Source organism: Desulforamulus ruminis DSM 2154 (genome assembly GCF_000215085.1).
Classification (GTDB): Bacteria; Bacillota; Desulfotomaculia; order Desulfotomaculales; family Desulfotomaculaceae; genus Desulfotomaculum; species Desulfotomaculum ruminis.
On the sequence record NC_015589.1, the window covers coordinates 351,092 to 369,948 of the forward strand.

At 55.1% G+C, this 18,857-nt stretch carries 15 protein-coding genes and 1 other annotated feature (1 of these 16 cut by a window edge); all 15 genes read left to right on the forward strand.

Going from position 1 to position 18,857, the window contains the following annotated elements; all coding sequences use genetic code 11:
- Positions 1 to 140: a binding site (T-box leader), on the forward strand; it begins 121 nt to the left of the window's first position.
- A gap of 55 nt (positions 141 to 195) precedes the next feature.
- Positions 196 to 1,854 carry a dihydroxy-acid dehydratase gene (ilvD, locus tag DESRU_RS01855; RefSeq protein WP_013840428.1) on the forward strand — a complete coding sequence of 553 codons (1,659 nt, stop codon included), beginning with the start codon at positions 196 to 198 and terminating at the stop codon, positions 1,852 to 1,854.
- 46 nt (positions 1,855 to 1,900) lie between these two features.
- The gene (ilvB, locus tag DESRU_RS01860; RefSeq protein ID WP_013840429.1) at positions 1,901 to 3,562 is read left to right on the forward strand and encodes a biosynthetic-type acetolactate synthase large subunit; all 1,662 of its coding nucleotides are present in this window, start codon (positions 1,901 to 1,903) and stop codon (positions 3,560 to 3,562) included.
- Between the two features lie 15 nt (positions 3,563 to 3,577).
- On the forward strand, positions 3,578 to 4,090 hold the full coding sequence (ilvN, locus tag DESRU_RS01865) for an acetolactate synthase small subunit (protein WP_013840430.1): 513 nt from the start codon (positions 3,578 to 3,580) through the stop codon (positions 4,088 to 4,090).
- 2 nt (positions 4,091 to 4,092) lie between these two features.
- Positions 4,093 to 5,085: a ketol-acid reductoisomerase gene (ilvC, locus tag DESRU_RS01870; RefSeq protein ID WP_013840431.1), complete on the forward strand. Its 993-nt coding sequence runs from the start codon at positions 4,093 to 4,095 to the stop codon at positions 5,083 to 5,085.
- Between the two features lie 175 nt (positions 5,086 to 5,260).
- Positions 5,261 to 6,922: a biosynthetic-type acetolactate synthase large subunit gene (gene ilvB / locus DESRU_RS01875; RefSeq protein WP_013840432.1), complete on the forward strand. Its 1,662-nt coding sequence runs from the start codon at positions 5,261 to 5,263 to the stop codon at positions 6,920 to 6,922.
- A 48-nt stretch (positions 6,923 to 6,970) separates the two neighbouring features.
- The gene (locus DESRU_RS01880; RefSeq protein WP_013840433.1) at positions 6,971 to 8,488 is read left to right on the forward strand and encodes a 2-isopropylmalate synthase; all 1,518 of its coding nucleotides are present in this window, start codon (positions 6,971 to 6,973) and stop codon (positions 8,486 to 8,488) included.
- 144 nt (positions 8,489 to 8,632) lie between these two features.
- On the forward strand, positions 8,633 to 9,895 hold the full coding sequence (gene leuC / locus DESRU_RS01885) for a 3-isopropylmalate dehydratase large subunit (protein ID WP_013840434.1): 1,263 nt from the start codon (positions 8,633 to 8,635) through the stop codon (positions 9,893 to 9,895).
- Positions 9,895 to 10,392, forward strand: coding sequence for a 3-isopropylmalate dehydratase small subunit (gene leuD, locus DESRU_RS01890; protein ID WP_013840435.1), 498 nt, complete (start codon positions 9,895 to 9,897; stop codon positions 10,390 to 10,392). Before leuC ends, leuD begins: the two co-directional genes overlap by 1 nt.
- Entirely contained in the window at positions 10,385 to 11,455 is a 1,071-nt protein-coding gene (gene leuB / locus DESRU_RS01895) for a 3-isopropylmalate dehydrogenase (RefSeq protein WP_013840436.1), read from the forward strand. The genes leuD and leuB overlap by 8 nt, the downstream gene beginning before the upstream one ends.
- Before the next feature lie 31 nt (positions 11,456 to 11,486).
- On the forward strand, positions 11,487 to 13,079 hold the full coding sequence (gene cimA, locus DESRU_RS01900) for a citramalate synthase (RefSeq protein WP_013840437.1): 1,593 nt from the start codon (positions 11,487 to 11,489) through the stop codon (positions 13,077 to 13,079).
- 197 nt (positions 13,080 to 13,276) lie between these two features.
- Positions 13,277 to 15,010 carry a YcdB/YcdC domain-containing protein gene (locus tag DESRU_RS01905; RefSeq protein WP_013840438.1) on the forward strand — a complete coding sequence of 578 codons (1,734 nt, stop codon included), beginning with the start codon at positions 13,277 to 13,279 and terminating at the stop codon, positions 15,008 to 15,010.
- Positions 15,011 to 15,204: 194 nt separating this feature from the next.
- A complete protein-coding gene (gene cdaA, locus DESRU_RS01910) occupies positions 15,205 to 16,029 on the forward strand; it encodes a diadenylate cyclase CdaA (protein ID WP_013840439.1) in 825 nt (274 codons plus the stop codon).
- Entirely contained in the window at positions 16,026 to 16,994 is a 969-nt protein-coding gene (locus DESRU_RS01915) for a CdaR family protein (protein WP_013840440.1), read from the forward strand. Before cdaA ends, DESRU_RS01915 begins: the two co-directional genes overlap by 4 nt.
- 198 nt (positions 16,995 to 17,192) lie before the next feature.
- A complete protein-coding gene (gene glmM, locus DESRU_RS01920) occupies positions 17,193 to 18,527 on the forward strand; it encodes a phosphoglucosamine mutase (RefSeq protein ID WP_013840441.1) in 1,335 nt (444 codons plus the stop codon).
- 94 nt (positions 18,528 to 18,621) lie between these two features.
- The gene (locus DESRU_RS01925; protein ID WP_041275259.1) at positions 18,622 to 18,840 is read left to right on the forward strand and encodes a hypothetical protein; all 219 of its coding nucleotides are present in this window, start codon (positions 18,622 to 18,624) and stop codon (positions 18,838 to 18,840) included.
- The last annotated feature ends 17 nt before the right edge of the window (positions 18,841 to 18,857 follow it).

Sequence of the window (18,857 nt, forward strand, 5' to 3'; positions counted from 1 at the left end):
CATTAGTAATTGGGACCGGGTTGTGGAACCCGTTATCAAAACCAGCGCCATGTTTTTTTAGTTGGCGTACTGAGTTGGCTTCATGATCTTTTGAAGCAATCAGGGTGGTACCGCGGAAGGATAAACCTCTCGCCCCTGGCCTAAGTGCCGGGTGCGGGAGGTTTTTTAATTATTCTGACAGAGAGGGTGTAAACCATGCGTAGTGATGCCATGAAAAAAGGGCTGGAAAGGGCTCCGCACCGCAGCTTATTTAGAGCTCTGGGTTTGGTGGATGAGGAATTGTCCAAACCCATGATCGGAGTGGTGAACTCCTTTAACGAAATTGTTCCCGGTCATATGCACCTTAAAGATATCGCAGAGGCTGTCAAAGCCGGCGTGAGAATGGCCGGGGGAACCCCGGTGGAATTTCCGGCCATTGCCGTATGCGACGGTATCGCCATGGGCCACCCGGGCATGCGATATTCCCTGGCCAGCCGGGAAATTATCGCCGATTCCATTGAAGTGATGGCCCAGGCCCACCCCTTTGACGGGCTGGTGCTCATTCCCAACTGTGATAAAGTAGTTCCGGGCATGTTGATGGCGGCAGCCCGGTTGAACATACCGGCCATTGTGGTCAGCGGCGGCCCCATGATGGCAGGCCGGTTTCAGGATAAAGACGTCTCGGTGACCAATATTTTTGAGGCTGTGGGCGCCGTTCAGGCCGGGCGCATGACGCCGGAAGAACTGGCCCAGTTAGAGGACAGCGCCTGTCCCGGCTGCGGTTCCTGCTCCGGGATGTTTACCGCCAACAGCATGAACTGTCTGACCGAGGTTCTGGGCATGGCCCTGCCGGGCAACGGAACCATTCCGGCCGTATCTGCAGCCCGGCGCAGGCTGGCTAAAATGACCGGCATCCGGGCGGTGAGTCTGGTGCAGGAGAACCTCAGACCCTGTGATATTTTAACGGCCAAAGCTTTTGCCAACGGTTTAACCGTTGATCTGGCCCTGGGCTGCTCCACCAATACGGTGCTGCACCTGCCGGCCATTGCCCATGAGGCAGGCATTGAACTGGATCTGAACCTGGTAAACCAGATGAGTGAAAAAACCCCGCACCTATGTAAGCTCAGCCCCGCCGGAGAGCACCATATAGAGAATTTATATGCTGCCGGGGGAATTCAGGCGGTGATGAAAGAACTGTCCCGCAAAGATCTGATTAATCTGAATATTAAAGCTGTCAGCGGTTTGACGGTGGGAGAACAACTGGCCCAGGCCGGCGTGAAGGATAACGGCGTCATTCGCAGTGTGAGCGAGCCTTACAGTGCTACCGGCGGTTTAGCGATCCTCAGGGGAAATTTAGCTCCGGACGGAGCGGTGGTAAAACGGGCCGCCGTGGCGCCGGAAATGCTGAAGCATACAGGACCCGCCCGGGTATTTGACGGAGAGGAAGCGGCCATTCAGGCCATCATGGGCGGGAGAATAAAGCCCGGCGACGTGGTGGTGATCCGCTACGAAGGTCCCAAGGGGGGGCCGGGCATGCGGGAAATGCTGATGCCCACCTCGGCCCTGGCCGGTATGGGACTGGATAAAGAAGTGGCCTTGCTGACCGACGGACGATTTTCAGGTGCCTCCAGAGGAGCATCCATCGGACACGTTTCGCCGGAAGCAGCGGAAGGGGGTCTTATCTCCGTCCTTCAGGACGGGGATATTGTGGAAATCGATATTCCCAACTACCGTTTGGAGGTTCAACTGTCCGAAGCAGAAATTAAAGAGCGGCAGGCCAACTGGCAGCCGCCCCAACCCCGGGTCACCAAGGGCTACCTGGCCCGCTACGCTCGGCTGGTAACCTCGGCCGGCAAAGGCGCGGTGCTGACTTAGGGGATAGATTTAGAGAAATGCAGTATAAGCAAGAGGAGGTTTGCTCATGAAAATGTCCGGGGCGCAAATCCTGATCGATAGTTTAAAAGAAGCGGGCGTAGAGACGATATTCGGCTACCCCGGTGGGCAGGCGTTACCGATCTACGATGCCCTTTATGATTCCGATCTTCAGCACATTCTTGTCCGTCATGAGCAGGGGGCGGCCCATGCCGCCGACGGTTATGCCCGGGCTTCCGGCAAGGTGGGTGTGTGTCTGGCCACCTCCGGTCCCGGAGCTACGAATTTGGTCACCGGTATTGCCAATGCCTATATGGATTCGGTTCCCATGGTGGCCATTACCGGCCAGGTGCCTACCTTCCTGCTGGGCAGGGATTCCTTCCAGGAGGTGGATATTACCGGCATCACCCTCCCCATCACCAAACACAACTATATTGTCAAAGATATTAAGGATATGGGACGGATTGTTAAAGAAGCCTTTTACGTGGCCAGCACCGGCCGGCCCGGTCCGGTACTGATTGATATTCCCAAGGATATCTCCTCGGGGGAAATGGACTATGAGAGAAACGGCTGCCTGAATTTGCCCGGCTATAACCCGCCCCGGGAAGCCCGGGAGGATTTGGTCAATCAGGCCCTAAGGGCCATTGCTGAAAGCCGCTGCCCGGTGATCTACGCCGGAGGCGGGGTAATCAGCTCCGGGGCTCACCAGGAACTGAAGAAGCTGTCCGAAACCCTGCTGGCCCCGGTGACGGTTACCTTGATGGGTTTGGGCGGCTTTCCCGGCGATCATCCCCTATCCCTGGGAATGCTGGGCATGCACGGTTCAAAATATGCCAACTATGCCGTATGCGAGTGCGATCTGCTCATTGCGGTGGGCGTCCGGTTTGACGACCGGGTCACCGGGAAAATAGAGAGTTTTGCCTCCAATGCCAAGATCATTCATATTGACATAGATCCGGCAGAAATGGGAAAAAATGTACAGGTGGATATTCCCGTCACCGGGGATGTCAAACTGGTGCTCAACCAGTTGCTGGAGCGGTTGGAAGCCAGGATTCCCACAGCCTGGCAGGAGAAGATTGCCGCCTGGAAAAAGGAATATCCCTTTGACTATGACCGGACCGGGGAGACTTTGAAGCCCCAGCAGATCATCCGGGAAATCGACCGGCAAACCTCCGGTCAGGCCCGGATTACCACCGAAGTGGGGCAGCACCAGATGTGGGCGGCGCAGTATTACACCTATACCAAGCCCCGTTCCTTCATCTCCTCCGGGGGCCTGGGCACCATGGGCTACGGTTTTCCCGCCGCCATCGGCGTGCAGGTGGCCTGCCCGGAAGAGACGGTCTTTGACATTGCCGGGGACGGCAGCATTCAAATGAACATTCAGGAACTGGCCACGGCGGTGAATTATGAGCTGCCTGTCAATGTGGCCATCATGAATAACGGCTACCTGGGAATGGTTCGCCAGTGGCAGGAAATGCTTTACAACCGGCGTTATTCCCAGTCGGAAATGAAAAGTCCGGATTTTGTAAAACTGGCCGAATCTTACGGGGCCGAGGGCTACCGGATCACCCGTAAGGAAGAGGTGACCCCGGTGCTGCAGGCGGCTATCCAGTCCCGGAAGCCGGTTTTAATGGACTTTGTGGTGGAGCCGGAAGAAAATGTACTGCCCTTTGTACCTCCGGGTAAGGGGCTGAATGAAATGCTGGGTTAAGAAAGGGGTGGCTAAATGTACAGAACACTGGCCGTTTTAGTGGAGAACAGTCCCGGGGTATTGGCCCGGGTGGCCGGCCTTTTCAGCCGCCGGGGATATAACATTGACAGCCTGACGGTGGGCCGCACCGAAAATCCCGCCATCTCCCGCATGACCATTGTGGTGGAGGGAGACGACCGGATATTGGAACAGGTGACCAAACAGCTGCACAAATTGGTGGATGTCATCAAAATTAACGACATTACCGGTTCCCCCCATGTGGACCGGGAGATGGTCATCATCAAGGTAGGGGCCGACTCCGCCAGCCGGGGTGAGATTATGCAAATTACCCAAATCTTCCGGGCCAGCATTGTGGATTACGGGCACCGGAACCTGACCATCGAGTGTACCGGCAACCAGGAGAAAATCAGTGCTTTTGAAGAAGCTTTGCGACCCTTTGGCATCAAAGAACTGGTTCGCACCGGGAAAATTGCTGTGCTTAGGGGCTCCAAATTTACAAATATATCCAGAACAAAAGAGGAGGAATAAAAATGGTTAAAGTGTATTACGATTCCGATGCCAATTTAGAATTTCTGAAAGGTAAGAAGATTGCGGTGCTGGGTTATGGCAGCCAGGGGCACGCCCAGGCTCAGAGCCTTAAAGACAGCGGGCTGGATGTGGTAGTGGGACTGCGCAAAGACAGCGCCCGCTGGGCCAAAGCCCAGGCGGACGGACTGGAAGTGGACACTGTACCCGAAGCTTGCGCCAAGGCCGACGTTATCCAGATCCTGCTTCCCGATGAAATTCAGGGCCAGGTTTATGCCGAGGAAATTGCACCCTACCTTAGCGAAGGCAAAGCCTTAATGTTCTCCCACGGCTTCAACATCCATTTTGGGCAAATTGTGCCTCCCAAGAATGTTGACGTGTTCCTGGTGGCGCCCAAAAGTCCCGGACATCTGGTAAGACGGATGTATGCCGAAGGCAAGGGAGTTCCCGGCCTGGTGGCTGTGCATCAGGATTACACCGGCAAAGCCAAAGACATTGCCCTGGCCTATGCCAAGGGCATCGGTTGCACCAAAGCCGGCGTCTTTGAAACCAGCTTTAAGGAAGAAACCGAAACGGATCTCTTTGGTGAGCAGGCTGTACTTTGCGGAGGTGTCAGCGAGCTGATCAAAGCGGGTTTTGATACCCTGGTGGAAGCCGGCTATGCTCCGGAAATGGCTTACTTTGAATGCCTGCACGAATTAAAGCTGATTGTGGATCTTATTTACGAGGGCGGCTTATCCCGCATGAGATATTCTGTCAGCAACACTGCCGAGTACGGCGATTACATGATTGGCCCCCGCATTATCACCGAGGAAACCCGGGAGGAAATGCGCTATGTATTGCAGGAGATCCAGGACGGAACCTTTGCCCGCAACTGGATGCTGGAAAATCAGGTTAAGGGACCCCAATTCAACGCCATTCGCAAAATGGAAAAGGAACACCCCATTGAGCAGGTTGGGGCTGAGCTGCGTCAGATGATGCCCTGGCTCAAAAAATAGTTTAAGACATACCGAAGAGCTTGGCCATGGGCTTTGACTGTCCGCTTTCGGCCTTGGCTAAGTAACCCCCAGTCATGTTTGAATTGCAACATACTTAGAATTGAAAGATTCAAGTTGGAGGTAAAAAACCGAGAGCCGTGGCCTATGGCCAACGGCAGAAAGGGAGGGAGAGGCTTTGGAAATTACCTGCGCCGAAGCGTTGGTACGCTGCCTGGAATTGGAAGGTGTTGAGCTGGTGTTTGGTTATCCTGGTGGTGCCATCCTCCCTGTGTACGATGCCTTAAATGACAGCAAGATTAAGCATATATTAACCCGGCACGAGCAGGGGGCGGCCCATGCTGCCAGCGGGTATGCCCGCACCACGGGGAAGGTTGGAGTGTGCATGGCCACCTCCGGCCCCGGTGCTACCAATCTGGTAACCGGTTTGGCCAACGCCTACATGGATTCGATTCCTTTGGTGGCCATCACCGGCCAGGTTCCCACCTCCCAGGTGGGAACGGACGCTTTCCAGGAAGTGGACATCACCGGAATTACCATCCCCATTACCAAACACAATTATTTGGTTAAAGATGCTAAAACGCTGCCTTTAATCGTCAGAAGGGCCTTTCACATCGCCCGTACGGGCAGGCCCGGGCCGGTGCTCATCGACCTGCCCAAGGATGTGGCCAATACCCGGATTAAATTTAACTATCCCGAAGAAGTTCATTTAAAAGGTTATAAACCGACGGTGAAAGGGCACATTGCCCAGATCAATCAGGCAGCCAAACTGATGATGCAGGCGGAACGGCCGGTCATCTATGCCGGAGGCGGTGTGGTCAACGCCGAAGCCTCGGAGGAGCTGGTCTGGCTGGCAGAAACCCTGGACGCCCCGGTGGTGACCACCCTCATGGGTCTGGGAGCTTTCCCCGGCGACCACCGGTTGTTCCTGGGTATGCCGGGGCTGCACGGAAACCTGGCGGCCAATCTGGCGGTAACCCACAGCGACCTGCTGATTACCCTGGGAGCCCGGTTCGATGACCGGGTTACCGGGCGGATTGCAGGCTTTGCCCCGGGGGCCAGGGTAATCCACGTGGACATTGACCCGGCGGAGATCAGTAAAAACGTCATTTCCCACTTGCCCATCGTGGGCGATACCAAAAAGGTGCTGACAGATCTACTGGTGCGCCTGGATAAAAAGCAAAATCCCGGCTGGATTGAGCAGGTCAGTTCCTGGAAGGAAGAGCATGCCCATCGTTATCAGCAGGAAGGGGAGCTTTTAAAACCTCAGTACGTTATTGAGGAAATCTACCGCCATTCCAAGGGCGACGTCATTGTAAGCACCGACGTTGGGCAGCACCAGATGTGGGTGGCCCAGCATTTTCCCTTTAAAGAGCCCCGGGCCCTGGTTACTTCCGGCGGACTGGGCGTGATGGGTTTTGGCCTGCCCGGCGCCATTGGCGCCCAAATTGGCCGGCCGGAAAAAACCGTGGTGCTGGTCACCGGGGACGGCAGTTTTCAAATGTCCTTAAACGAGCTGTCCACCGCGGCGGAGCAGGAACTGCCTTTAAAAATTGTGGTGCTGAACAACCGCTGCCTGGGCATGGTTCGTCAACTGCAGGAATTTTATTGCGAAAAGCGTTATACCGCTGTGGATTTCGGCTTTGTGCCGGATTTTGCCGCCCTGGCCAGGGTCTATGGTTTTAAGGGATACACGGTTAACACGGCGGAAGAGCTGCAGTCAGCCTTGACCGAGGCCTTCCAGGATCCCGGACCGGTGCTCATTGACTGCAGTGTGGATCCCAATGAAAACGTACTGCCCATGGTACTGGCAGGGAAAGACATCTGTGACCCGGTGTAGGTTGAGTAACCGGACCGGAATCACTGATTGCAGACGGGAGGGTATGGTTTGCAGAACCGGGTATACATCTTTGATACAACGCTGCGGGACGGGGAACAGTCCCCGGGTGTCAGTTTAAATATGAACGAAAAACTTCAAATTGCCAGGCAACTGGCACGACTGGGCGTAGACATTATTGAAGCGGGTTTTCCCATTACCTCCCCCGGAGATTTTGCCGCGGTTCAGGCCGTGGCCAGGGAAGTCAAGGGAGTCACCGTGGCCGGTTTGGCCCGGGCCAACTTCAAAGACATCGACCGGGCCTGGGAAGCTCTCTTGGACGCGGAGCAAGCCCGCATTCACGTCTTTATCGCCACCTCGGACATTCACCTGAAATATAAGCTGCGCAAGGACCGGGAACAGGTGCTTGCGGCTGCGGTGGAGGCGGTGAAATACGCCAAGAAATACACCTCCGATGTGGAATTTTCCGCGGAGGATGCGTCCCGGTCGGATGTGGATTACCTGTGCCGGGTTTTTGGGGAAGTGATTAAAGCCGGGGCAACAGTGATTAACGTGCCGGATACGGTGGGCTACACCACCCCGGAAGAGTACGCCCGGTTTATCCAAACCATCATGGAGAAAACTCCCGGCATGGAAAAGGCGGTTCTCAGCGTGCACTGCCATGACGATCTGGGCATGGCGGTGGCCAATTCCCTGGCGGCGGTGGGAGCCGGCGCCCGCCAGGTAGAGGGAACCATCAACGGCATCGGGGAGCGGGCGGGCAATGCGGCCCTGGAAGAAGTAGTGATGGGCCTTTATACCCGCAAGGACCGGTATGGTTTGACCACCGGCTTTAACACCCGGGAAATTTTCCGCACCAGCCGGCTGATCAGTTCATTAACCGGCATGCCTGTGCACCCCAATAAAGCGGTGGTAGGTAAAAATGCCTTTGCCCACGAATCCGGCATCCACCAGGACGGGGTCTTAAAGGAAAGAACCACTTACGAAATTATGAATCCCGAACTGGTGGGCATTACCGCAGGGAATCTGGTGCTGGGCAAACACTCCGGACGCCATGCCTTCCGGAACCGCCTGACCGAACTGGGTTACGAACTGAACGATGAAGAACTGAACCTGGCCTTCGGACGGTTTAAGGCCCTGGCCGACAAAAAGAAAGAAATCACCGATCACGATCTCCAGGCCCTGGTGGAAGATGAAATCCGGCATGTGCCGGAAACCTATGTGCTGGAATACCTGCATATTTCCAGCGGCACCACCGTGGTGCCCACCGCCACCCTGGGACTTCGTGCCGGAGATAAATTAAAAGAAGATGCCGCCTGCGGGGACGGCCCTGTAGACGCCATCTATAATACGGTGGATAAAATTACCGGAGTGTCCTGCACCCTGGTGAACTACGCCATCAACGCCATTACGGCGGGCAAGGACGCCCTGGGCGACGTTACTGTCAAGCTGAGGAAGGCGGACCAGGAGAAGGTCTACACCGGACGGGGCGTCAGCACCGATATCCTGGAGGCCAGCGCCAAAGCCTACGTCAATGCTGTAAATAAGCTGATGTATGATAATAAATAGTGGCTTTCGGTCCGAGGAAGCATTCCTCGGTCGGCTGTCGGCTTTCAGTTTTCGGTTTTATGGTTTTAACCGATGACCGATAGCCAATAACCGACAGCCGACCCCAAAGCAATACTAAACAAGCAAATGAGAGGTGAAGTAACCGTGCCAATGACAATAACGGAAAAGATACTGGCTGCGGCGGCAGGGAAGGATTACGTAAAACCCGGCGAACTGATTAACGCCAAGGTAGACCTGGTGCTGGCCAACGACATCACCGCCCCGGTGGCCATTAAAGAGTTCGAAAAAATCGGCCTGCCGGGGGTTTGGGATAAAGAAAGAGTGGCCCTGGTGCCCGACCATTTTGTACCCAACAAAGACATCAAATCCGCCGAGCAGGCGAAGATGGTGCGGGACTTTGCCCACAAACAGGAACTGACCCATTACTTTGAAGTGGGACGCATGGGCATTGAGCACTGCCTGCTCCCCGAACAGGGCCTGGTGGGCCCAGGGGACGTTATTATCGGAGCCGATTCCCACACCTGCACCTACGGTGCTTTAGGAGCCTTTGCCACCGGCGTCGGCAGCACCGACCTGGCCGCGGCCATGGCTCTGGGAGAAACCTGGTTTAAAGTGCCTGAATCCATTAAATTTGTTTTTAACGGCAAACTCAACCCCTGGGTGGGGGGCAAGGATTTAATCCTCTACACCATCGGTAAGATCGGCGTGGACGGCGCCCTTTACCGGGCCATGGAATTCTGCGGGGAAGCCATTGAACAGCTTTCCATGGACGGCCGCTTCACCATGTGCAACATGGCCATTGAAGCCGGAGGGAAAAACGGGATTATCCAGCCCGATGAAATAACCCGCCAGTACGTTGAGGGCCGCACCAAGCGTCCTTATACCTTCTATACCAGCGATCCCGACGCGCAATATGCGGAAGTGCATGAATTTGACGTGAGTAAAATCGAGCCCCAGGTGGCTTTCCCCCACCTGCCGGAAAATGCCCGGTCCATCCGGGAGGCCGGTAACGTGGAAATTGACCAGGCGGTCATCGGCTCCTGCACCAACGGGCGCATGGAAGACCTGCGCATTGCCGCCCAGGTTTTAAAAGGACAAAAAGTCAACCGCCGGGTGCGCCTGATCGTCATTCCCGGCACCCAGGAAATTTATCGCCAGGCCATGCATGAAGGACTGTTCGACATTTTCCTGGAGGCCGGCGCAGCCGTCAGCACCCCCACCTGCGGCCCCTGTCTGGGCGGCTACATGGGGATTTTGGCCCAGGGCGAACGCTGCATTGCCACCACCAACCGGAACTTTGTGGGCCGCATGGGCCACGCCGGAAGCGAAGTATACCTGTCCAACCCGGCCGTGGCTGCCGCCAGCGCCATCACCGGAAGGATATCTCATCCCGAGGAGGTGCTCTAATGAAACTGCAGGGTAAAGTTTGGAGATTCGGCAACGACGTGGACACCGATATTATCATCGCCGCCCGCTATTTAAACAGCTCGGACCCGGCGGAACTGGCCCAGCACTGCATGGAGGACGCGGACCCTCAGTTTTCTTCCAAAGTAAAGACCGGTGACATCATGGTGGCCGGTAAAAACTTTGGCTGCGGCAGTTCCCGGGAACATGCCCCCATTGCCATCAAGGCGGCGGGACTGTCCTGCGTGGTGGCCAAATCCTTCGCCCGGATCTTTTACCGCAACGCTTTTAACATCGGGCTGCCCATCTTTGAGTGCCCCGAGGCGGTTGAAGAGGTTAAAGAAGGAGAAGAATTAACGGTGGACGCGGCCACCGGCAAGATTATCAATCATACCACCGGCAAGGAATACCAGGCCGCCCCCATCCCGGAATTTATGAGCCAGATTATTGACGCCGGGGGATTGATCAGCTACGTAAAAGGGCGGGTGAATCATGCATAAAATCGCACTGCTTCCCGGCGACGGCATTGGTCCGGAGATTGTGCCCCAGGCGGTCCGGGTTCTGGAAGCCGTAGGGAAAAAATTTAACCTGGAATTTCAGTTTGAAACCGCTCTGATTGGCGGAGCGGCTTACGACGCCACCGGTCATCCCCTGCCGGAGGCAACCCTGGAGCTATGCCGCCGCAGCGACGCCATTTTGCTGGGCGCCGTGGGGGGACCCAAATGGGATAACCTGGAGCCCGACCTGCGTCCCGAACGGGGAGCCCTGCTGCCCCTGCGCAAGGAACTGGGACTGTACGCCAACCTCCGTCCCGCCGCAGTGAACCCGGCCCTGGCTTCCGCCTCCACCCTGAAGGAAGAAATTGTTTCCGGGCTGGATATTATGATTATCCGGGAGCTAACCGGCGGTCTCTACTTCGGCCAAAAACACCGGGAAGAGCTGCCCGGCGGCGGTCAAAAGGCGGTGGAAACCCTGGAATACTCCACCGGGGAAATCGAACGGGTGGCCCGCCTGGGCTTTGAAATGGCCCGCAAGAGAAATAAACGGCTGATGTCCGTGGATAAGGCCAATGTGCTGGAAAGCTCCCGGCTGTGGCGGGAAGTGGTCCAGGAACTGGCCAAAGAATACCCGGATGTTGAGCTGAACCATATGTATGTGGATAACTGCGCCATGCAGTTGGTCCGCAACCCCAAACAGTTTGATGTCATGGTTACCGAGAACATGTTCGGCGATATCTTAACGGACCTGGCTTCCCAACTGACCGGCTCCATCGGCATGCTGCCTTCCGCCAGCATCGGCGGAGAAGTGGCTCTATACGAGCCCATCCATGGCTCGGCGCCCGATATTGCCGGTAAAAACCTGGCCAATCCCATTGCCACCATCCTGTCGGCAGCCATGATGCTGCGGGTGTCCTTTGGTTTGGAAGAACCGGCCGCCTCCATTGAGGGAGCGGTGGCCAAGGTGCTGGAGCAGGGCTACCGCACCGGCGACATCATGCAGCCCGGCCAAAAGCAGCTGGGCACCGTGGAAATGACCGAAGCGATACTGAAGGCTTTGGGGTAGTGCATAAATAAGCAGTAATAGACTAAATGAGGTGAGTCAAATTGGGGATTATAAGGGTCTAATCAAAATTTACGACACATCCCTGAGGGACGGGACCCAGGGAGAAGGGGTCAGCCTTTCGGCGGAAGATAAAATGAAAATTGCCCGGCGTCTGGATGAAATGGGCTTCCACTATATTGAAGGGGGATGGCCCGGCTCCAATCCCAAGGATATGGAATTCTTTGCCCGCCTGCGGCAGACGCCTTTAAAGAATGCCCTGGTCACCGCCTTTGGCAGCACCTGCCGCCCGGGGGTGGAAGCGGCCCGGGATGAAAACCTCAACCGGCTGCTGGAATCCGGGGTGCGGGCTGCGGCTATATTTGGCAAAACCTGGGATTTCCATGTCACCAAGGCCCTGAATACCAGTCTGGAAGAGAACCTCCGCATGGTGCGGGACTCGGTGGCTTATCTTAAGCAACAGGGCCTCACGGTCTTTTTCGACGGAGAGCACTTCTTTGACGGCTTTAAAGCCAATCCGGACTATGCCCTGTCGGTCCTGCGGGCCGCCGTGGAGGGAGGGGCCGACGCGGTGGTGTTGTGCGACACCAACGGCGGTACTCTGCCCCACGAGCTCCAGTCGGTGGTTGCCCGGGTAAAGCAGGAACTGCCGGGGGTGGAATTGGGCATTCATGCCCATAACGACGGGGAAATGGCGGTGGCCAACACCATTGTGGCGGTCCAGGCCGGAGTAACCCAGGTGCAGGGCACCGTGAACGGCCTGGGCGAACGCTGCGGCAATGCCAATTTATGCTCCATTCTGCCGAACCTGACGTTGAAACTGGGGTATGAGACCATCCCCCGGGAAAATTTTGCTTTCCTGACGGAGCTTTCCCGCTTTGTCTACGAGGTGGCCAACTTGAACCCGGTGAATAACCAGCCCTTTGTGGGAGAGAGCGCTTTTGCCCACAAGGGGGGGATTCATGTCAGCGCCCTGCTGAAGGAACCGGGAACCTACGAGCATATGCCTCCGGAGTGGGTGGGCAATACCCGCCGGGTGCTCATGTCCGAATTGTCCGGTCTGTCCAACCTGCTTTATAAATACAAGGAACTGCACCTGGACAAAAGCAGTCCCGAGGGACGCAGAGTACTGGAACAGCTTAAAAACATGGAACACCGGGGCTACCAGTTTGAGGCTGCCGAGGGTTCCTTGGAAATTATGCTGAGAAAGGCTGTAAACGGCTACCGGGAGCCCTTCCAACTGGAAAGCATGCGGCTTATTCTAGAGATGCGGGAAGACCGGCCCATTCAATCGGAGGCCGTGATTAAGCTAAGAGTCGGGGAAGAAGTGGTGCACACCGCCGCCGAAGGCAACGGCCCGGTGAACGCCCTGGACAACGCCCTGCGCAAGGCACTGGAAACCGTTTATCCCGAGGTTCCCGGGCTGCGGCTGTTGGACTACAAGGTCCGGGTACTGGAAGAAAAGGCCGGCACCGAAGCCCAGGTACGGGTGCTTATCGAAACCGGAAACGGCAAAAAAACCTGGGGAACGGTGGGTGTGTCCACCAATATCATTGAAGCCAGTTGGCAGGCTTTGGCCGACGGCATGGCCTACGGCCTGCTGAAAGATGAGAACAATAAGGCTTAAACGGCATGAAGGCCGGGTGTTTTTCACCCGGCCTTTTATAATGGGGAAACCTTCATTCCAATCTCTAAAATGGAATAAATCAGGTTTTTTAAATAATATTGGTTTAATTTTATGATAATATATAGCCATATCATAGTGGCAGAAATAGCCAATTTACACAAGAAGGCTATAAATAAAGAATGAATGGGGGAGAGTTATTGAAGAAACACAGAATGGTTACCGGAGCTGTACTGGCACTGACATTCAGCATTTGGGCGGCTTCTCCGGCGCCTGCCGGCGCAAACGAAGCGGTTGTTTCGGTCCCAGCCCAGGCTTCCTCAAGCGCGGAGGCAAGCAGCGTACAGATTTTTCCTGCGACTGAGGTAAAATTAACAGAATCCCAGCAAAAAAACCTGGATAAAATTTACGACATTCTTCCGGAACTGGGGAAACTAAACGTCCAATATATCACAGACCCCGAAGCCGAAGGCAGATGGTCGGTATTTCTGGGGAAAGGGAGCTTGACAAGTTCTGGCGACCGTCCCGAGAGTTCTGCCCGGTTAGAATTTGACGCCGGAAGCGGGGAGTTAATTGATTTTGATTTCCATAACCCGCAATGGGCTTCGGAGAAAACTCCGTCTCCGGAATATGCCAAACAAAAGGCCGCCGAATTTGTCCGTCAGCTTTTGGGGGATAAGGCCGACCAGTACAAGGTGGGCGAAAATCTTGGTTATAGCGGAAGTTCCCATAGTGATGACAAGGGAAATCAAATTAATTGGACGGCTGCCAGCGTTCAGTTCAATCCACTGATTCACGGAGTTCCCTTATTAAACTGGGGCTTTAGAGTGAATGTGGACGTCGCCGGCCATATTACCGGGTTTTCACAGCAAGACTCCATGCAGGATTTACCGGAAACTTTGTTCCCGGATCCAAAGAACGCCATCAGCCTGAAAGAAGCGGAAAGAAAATATGCCCGGGAAGTGCAAATGAAGTTGTCCTACCGTCAGCAGCAACCTTTATCCTACCGGATGATGGGCCAACTGGCGGAGACGCGTCCGGCTCTAGTGTACACGCCCAATTTCCAAGGGTCTATTGATGCCCTAGCGGGTGAGCCGGTGGAGGATTTGGGCTATGTATTGGGCCAGCCGGAGCGGCGGGTGCTGACCGGTGAGGGAAAAGAGTTGGTTGCCCGCACCCCGGAAGAAGGGGTCAAATTACTGGCTGAAAAGTTTGGTGTGGATATGAACAACATGGAACTTTTGCGTCGTCCTGAAGATCGCATAGATTCCCAGGAGAAGCGTAATATAAAAGACTATACGTGGAGAACCCCGTATGATTTACAAGAAGATCGGGAAAATCCTCGCTATGTCACCCTTCACACCGAGGCGGACACCGGGAAGGTGCTGAATTTTTCAGTGCAGGATGAGGCTTTCCGGGGGAAAGAAGGAAAGATTACCCTGGAGACTGCCAGGCAGAAAGCAATACAGTTTGTGCAGCCCTATCTGGAAGCGGGTTCCGTGGAAATGGAACTGGTATCCTGGCCATTGGGTCAATTCATCCCCTCCTGGGTGGATCAAAGCAAGATAGACCGGGACGAACTGCCGGTACCCATCAGTCATTTTGTTTTCCAGCCCCTGCATCAAGGAATTCCGGTGGTAGACCGGGGTTATTCCGTATCTGTCAATGAGGTAACCGGTAAGGTGGTTAGCTATGTCCAGGGGGGACTGGACCCGGCTGTTGAGCTGCCGGATGCCCAAGGAGTTGTTCCGGCGGAGGTGGCCAAAGCCGAGTATTTAAAAACCCATCCTCTGCGTTTGGTTTATTTATGGCCGGAATGGTTTGGACAGAGGCCCCCGGCTCCCTATCTGGTTTATACACCGGAAGAAGCGCTGGGATGGACCTATATTGATGCTTTGACCGGTAAAACCGTGGTTATAGAAGAAGGCAACTAATAACAAGAAACCTGGCGTCAGAAGCGCCAGGTTTCTTGTTTCTCTTCATGATGCACTGGTGAAATAAATTATTATAAATCTTAGAAGGTTTTATGCAGAAATATATCGAAGAAGAAAGATTAAACAGATTCAAAGAGCATTAGTCTGTAAAATTTAGCCATACTAAAAATATAATAAAATAGGGGGAGTGCCGGTTGCTGGAACAACTGAAGGCGCTGAACCTTGACATTTTAAATATCTACAGTGTAATCGACATTCTGCTGGTTACCTTTGTTTTATACCGCTTTATGCGGATTATTCAGGGAACCCGGGCGGTTCAGTTAATCAAGGGGCTGGTGGTTCTTCTGGTGGCCACCACCGTCAGCAACTGGCTGCACCTGTACACCATCAACTGGCTGCTTAGACAGGTTATGTCCGCTCTGGTGGTGGCGCTGCCCATCGTTTTCTATCCGGAACTGCGGCGGGCCTTGGAAACCCTGGGCCGGGGAAAATTTTTTGCCAGCACCATGAGCACCCTGAAGGAAGAAGACCGCAGCCGCATGATTAATGAAGTGGTCCGGTCGGTTCAGGTGTTAACAAAAAATAAAATGGGTGCTCTGATTATTATCGAAAGAATTACCGGCCTGGAGGAACACATTGGTTCCGGCGTCCGGATTGACGGGATGGTTACGGCGGAATTCCTGGTTAACATCTTCATTCCCAACACCCCCCTGCATGACGGGGCGGTGATTATCCGGGGAGACCGGGTGGCTGCGGCGGCCTGTTTTCTACCCTTGTCCGAAAACCCCGATTTAAGCAAGGAACTGGGTACCCGCCACCGGGCCGGTATCGGAGTGACGGAAGTATCCGACGCCCTGGCGGTGATTGTTTCCGAGGAGACCGGCGCCATCTCGCTGGCTGTGGAAGGAAATATTGACCGCACCCTGGATGAGTCCACCCTGAAGCAAAAACTAACCGACGCCCTGGAACCGGGACCCCAAAGCTCGCTGAGCGCGATATTTAGGAGGAACGAGTCATGATCCGGCTGAAATGGAGCAACAACTCCATGATGCTGCTTTCCGTCCTGCTGGCCCTTTTGCTCTGGGTCTATGTAACCATCGTAGAGAACCCGGTGAAAGAGCAGGATTTCCGGGTGGAACTGGATACCCGGGGAGAGGTGGCCCAGGGAGTGCTGGTAGACGGATTGCCTAAAAATGTGGTTGTCCGGGTACAGGGAAAGACGGCCCAGCTCAGCGGGATCAGAGCCACGGATTTCCAAGCCACCGTGGAACTGGGCGCCCTGGAGGAAGGGAACACCAGCCGGCCGGTGCATGTTACCGTTCCCAGCGGCTTGCAGGTGGTTCAGGTGAATCCCGCCCGGGTGAACCTGACGGTGGAAAAAATCATTCAAAAACAAGTGCCGGTCCGTGTAGTGGTTAAGGGAGAACCGGCCAGCGGCTATTCGGCCCTTGAACCGGTGGTTCAGCCGGCAGCGGTTTTGGTAAAAGGATCGGCCAAGATTGTAAACCAATTGAAAAGCCTGGAAGTTACGGCCAACATTATCTCGGCCACCCAAAACCTGGAGCAGGTATTGATGGTGCAGGTTCCTACGGGGGTCTCCTGCTCACCGGACCGGGTGAAAGTCATTATCCCGGTGACCCGGACCATGCCTTCCCGGTCACTGCCGGTGGTGCCCCGTTACTCGGGCAGCCTGCCGGAGGCGTACCAGCTGGTCCGCGCCATTGTTCAACCGGCCACGGTCCAGGTCTATGCTCCGGTAGAGGTACTGAACCGGCTGGAAAGTATCAGTACCGAAGCGGTCCGGTTGGATGGCATTACCGAGAACACCCTGAAGGAAGTCCGGTTATTGGTACCCGAGGGCGTTGTGGACATGGTTCCGGGGAAGGTGGAAGTGGCCATTCAGGTTAGGCTCAAGCAAACGCAGCCGGAAACACCGCCCCCTGACGAGGAACCAGAGAATCCCCCGGTTGAAGAACAACCTTAATTTTAGGTAATGAAACTTGGCCCGTCCAGGGCCAAGTTTTTATGCAAGAGCCCGGTAATTTCCAGCGGTGGGACAGCGTCAAAAGGGCAAAGCCCGGGCATACTATAGGTTTAAAATTGACTGTAAACCGCCGGAGACGGTATAATAGCCTTGGTTTATTATGAGCTTCCTCATAGAGGAAGGAGGACGAACTTTTACATGACAAAACTATTTGGCACCGACGGAGTACGGGGTGTAGCCAATACGGAACTGACCGCCGAAATGGCCTTTCAAATTGGCAGGGCCGGGGCCCACGTCTTAACCAGGCAGGGGCATCCCCGGAAAGTCATCATTGGCCGGGATACCCGGATTTCCGGGGATATGCTGGAAGCGGCCCTGGTGGCCGGCATTTGTTCGGTGGGTGTGGATGCTTACAAAGTGGGAGTGCTGCCTACTCCCGCTATCGCTTATTTAACCCGCAAATTGGGCGCCGGGGCCGGCGTGGTGATTTCCGCCTCCCACAATCCTGTGGAAGACAACGGCATCAAATTCTTCGGACCCAGCGGCTACAAACTGCCCGATGAACTGGAAGCCCAGATTGAAAAAATCGTCCTGGAGGAAGGGGCGGGTTTACCCCAACCCACCGCCGGGGATCTGGGCCGGACCTACTATGTTGAAGACGCCCTGGACCAGTACGTGGAATATGCCAAGAGCACCATAAATACCGATTTGAAAGGCCTTAAAGTGGTGGTGGACTGTGCCAACGGCGCCGCCTGCCAGGTGGCCCCCCGGGTGCTGACGGAGCTGGGAGCGGAAGTAATCCCCATTTTCCACCGGCCCGATGGCGTTAATATTAACGCCGGCTGTGGTTCGACTCATCCGGAAAACCTGATGAAAGCAGTGGTGGAGCAGAGAGCCCACCTGGGCCTGGCTCACGATGGGGATGCGGACCGGGTGCTGGCGGTGGACGCCCAGGGAAAACTGGTGGATGGCGACCGGATCATGGTTATCTGCGCCAAACATCTAAAAGCCAAGGGGAAACTGCGCAAGCAGACCCTGGTGGTGACGGTCATGAGCAACCTGGGGTTATATAAAGCCCTGGAAAAATGCGATATTCACCTGGTGGAAACCAAAGTGGGCGACCGCTATGTGCTGGAGAAACTATTGGAAACCGGAGCCCGCTTTGGCGGGGAACAATCGGGCCACATTATTTTTCTTGAGCACAATACCACCGGAGATGGTATAATAACAGCATTACAACTGCTGGCGGTGATGAAAGAAACCGGCCAGTCCCTGGAAGAGCTGGCTTCCCAGATGGAGCAGTATCCCCAGATTCTGAAGAATGTCCGGGTTAAGGATAAAACCCAAGTGATGCACAGCCCCAGCCTTACGGAAGCCATCCGCCGTTTTGAACGGGATCTGGAGGGCCAGGGACGCATCCTGGTTCGTCCTTCGGGGACCGAACCCCTGGTGCGGATCATGGTGGAAGGAAAGGACATGGAGCAGATCCAGGCTATCGTAGACAAAATGGCTGAAATCGTGGGTAACATCTAGCCGTTGCCCACACTCCTTAAAGGAGGTGATGAAGGGCGAACAAACAGCGGACAACTAAATAAAATCAAGCGCCAGGACCCTGGAAGCACCGGGGTTGACGAGGAGAGGGAGTATCGAAGGTTCGGCGGATGCCCTCCGGCCGGTCACGGCCGTAAGCGCAGTACAAAACCCGGAGGCAACTCCGGCACAAAGACTGCAGGTGACCAACAGGCGGCATTTTTTGCAATGGATCACGCCCCGGTATGTTATTGCCTTAAACGGGGTAAATTACACAGTGATATCATCAGCCGTGGCCGGTAAGGCCGCGGCATGACTATTTTTAAGGAGGCC

Excerpts from the sequence above, each read along its gene's own strand:
- ilvD (WP_013840428.1), top strand. The coding sequence starts at position 196 with ATGCGTAGTGATGCCATGAAAAAAGGGCTGGAAAGGGCTCCGCACCGC.
- ilvB (WP_013840429.1), top strand. The coding sequence starts at position 1,901 with ATGAAAATGTCCGGGGCGCAAATCCTGATCGATAGTTTAAAAGAAGCG.
- ilvN (WP_013840430.1), top strand. The coding sequence starts at position 3,578 with ATGTACAGAACACTGGCCGTTTTAGTGGAGAACAGTCCCGGGGTATTG.
- ilvC (WP_013840431.1), top strand. The coding sequence starts at position 4,093 with ATGGTTAAAGTGTATTACGATTCCGATGCCAATTTAGAATTTCTGAAA.
- leuD (WP_013840435.1), top strand. The coding sequence starts at position 9,895 with ATGAAACTGCAGGGTAAAGTTTGGAGATTCGGCAACGACGTGGACACC.
- leuB (WP_013840436.1), top strand. The coding sequence starts at position 10,385 with ATGCATAAAATCGCACTGCTTCCCGGCGACGGCATTGGTCCGGAGATT.
- DESRU_RS01915 (WP_013840440.1), top strand. The coding sequence starts at position 16,026 with ATGATCCGGCTGAAATGGAGCAACAACTCCATGATGCTGCTTTCCGTC.
- glmM (WP_013840441.1), top strand. The coding sequence starts at position 17,193 with ATGACAAAACTATTTGGCACCGACGGAGTACGGGGTGTAGCCAATACG.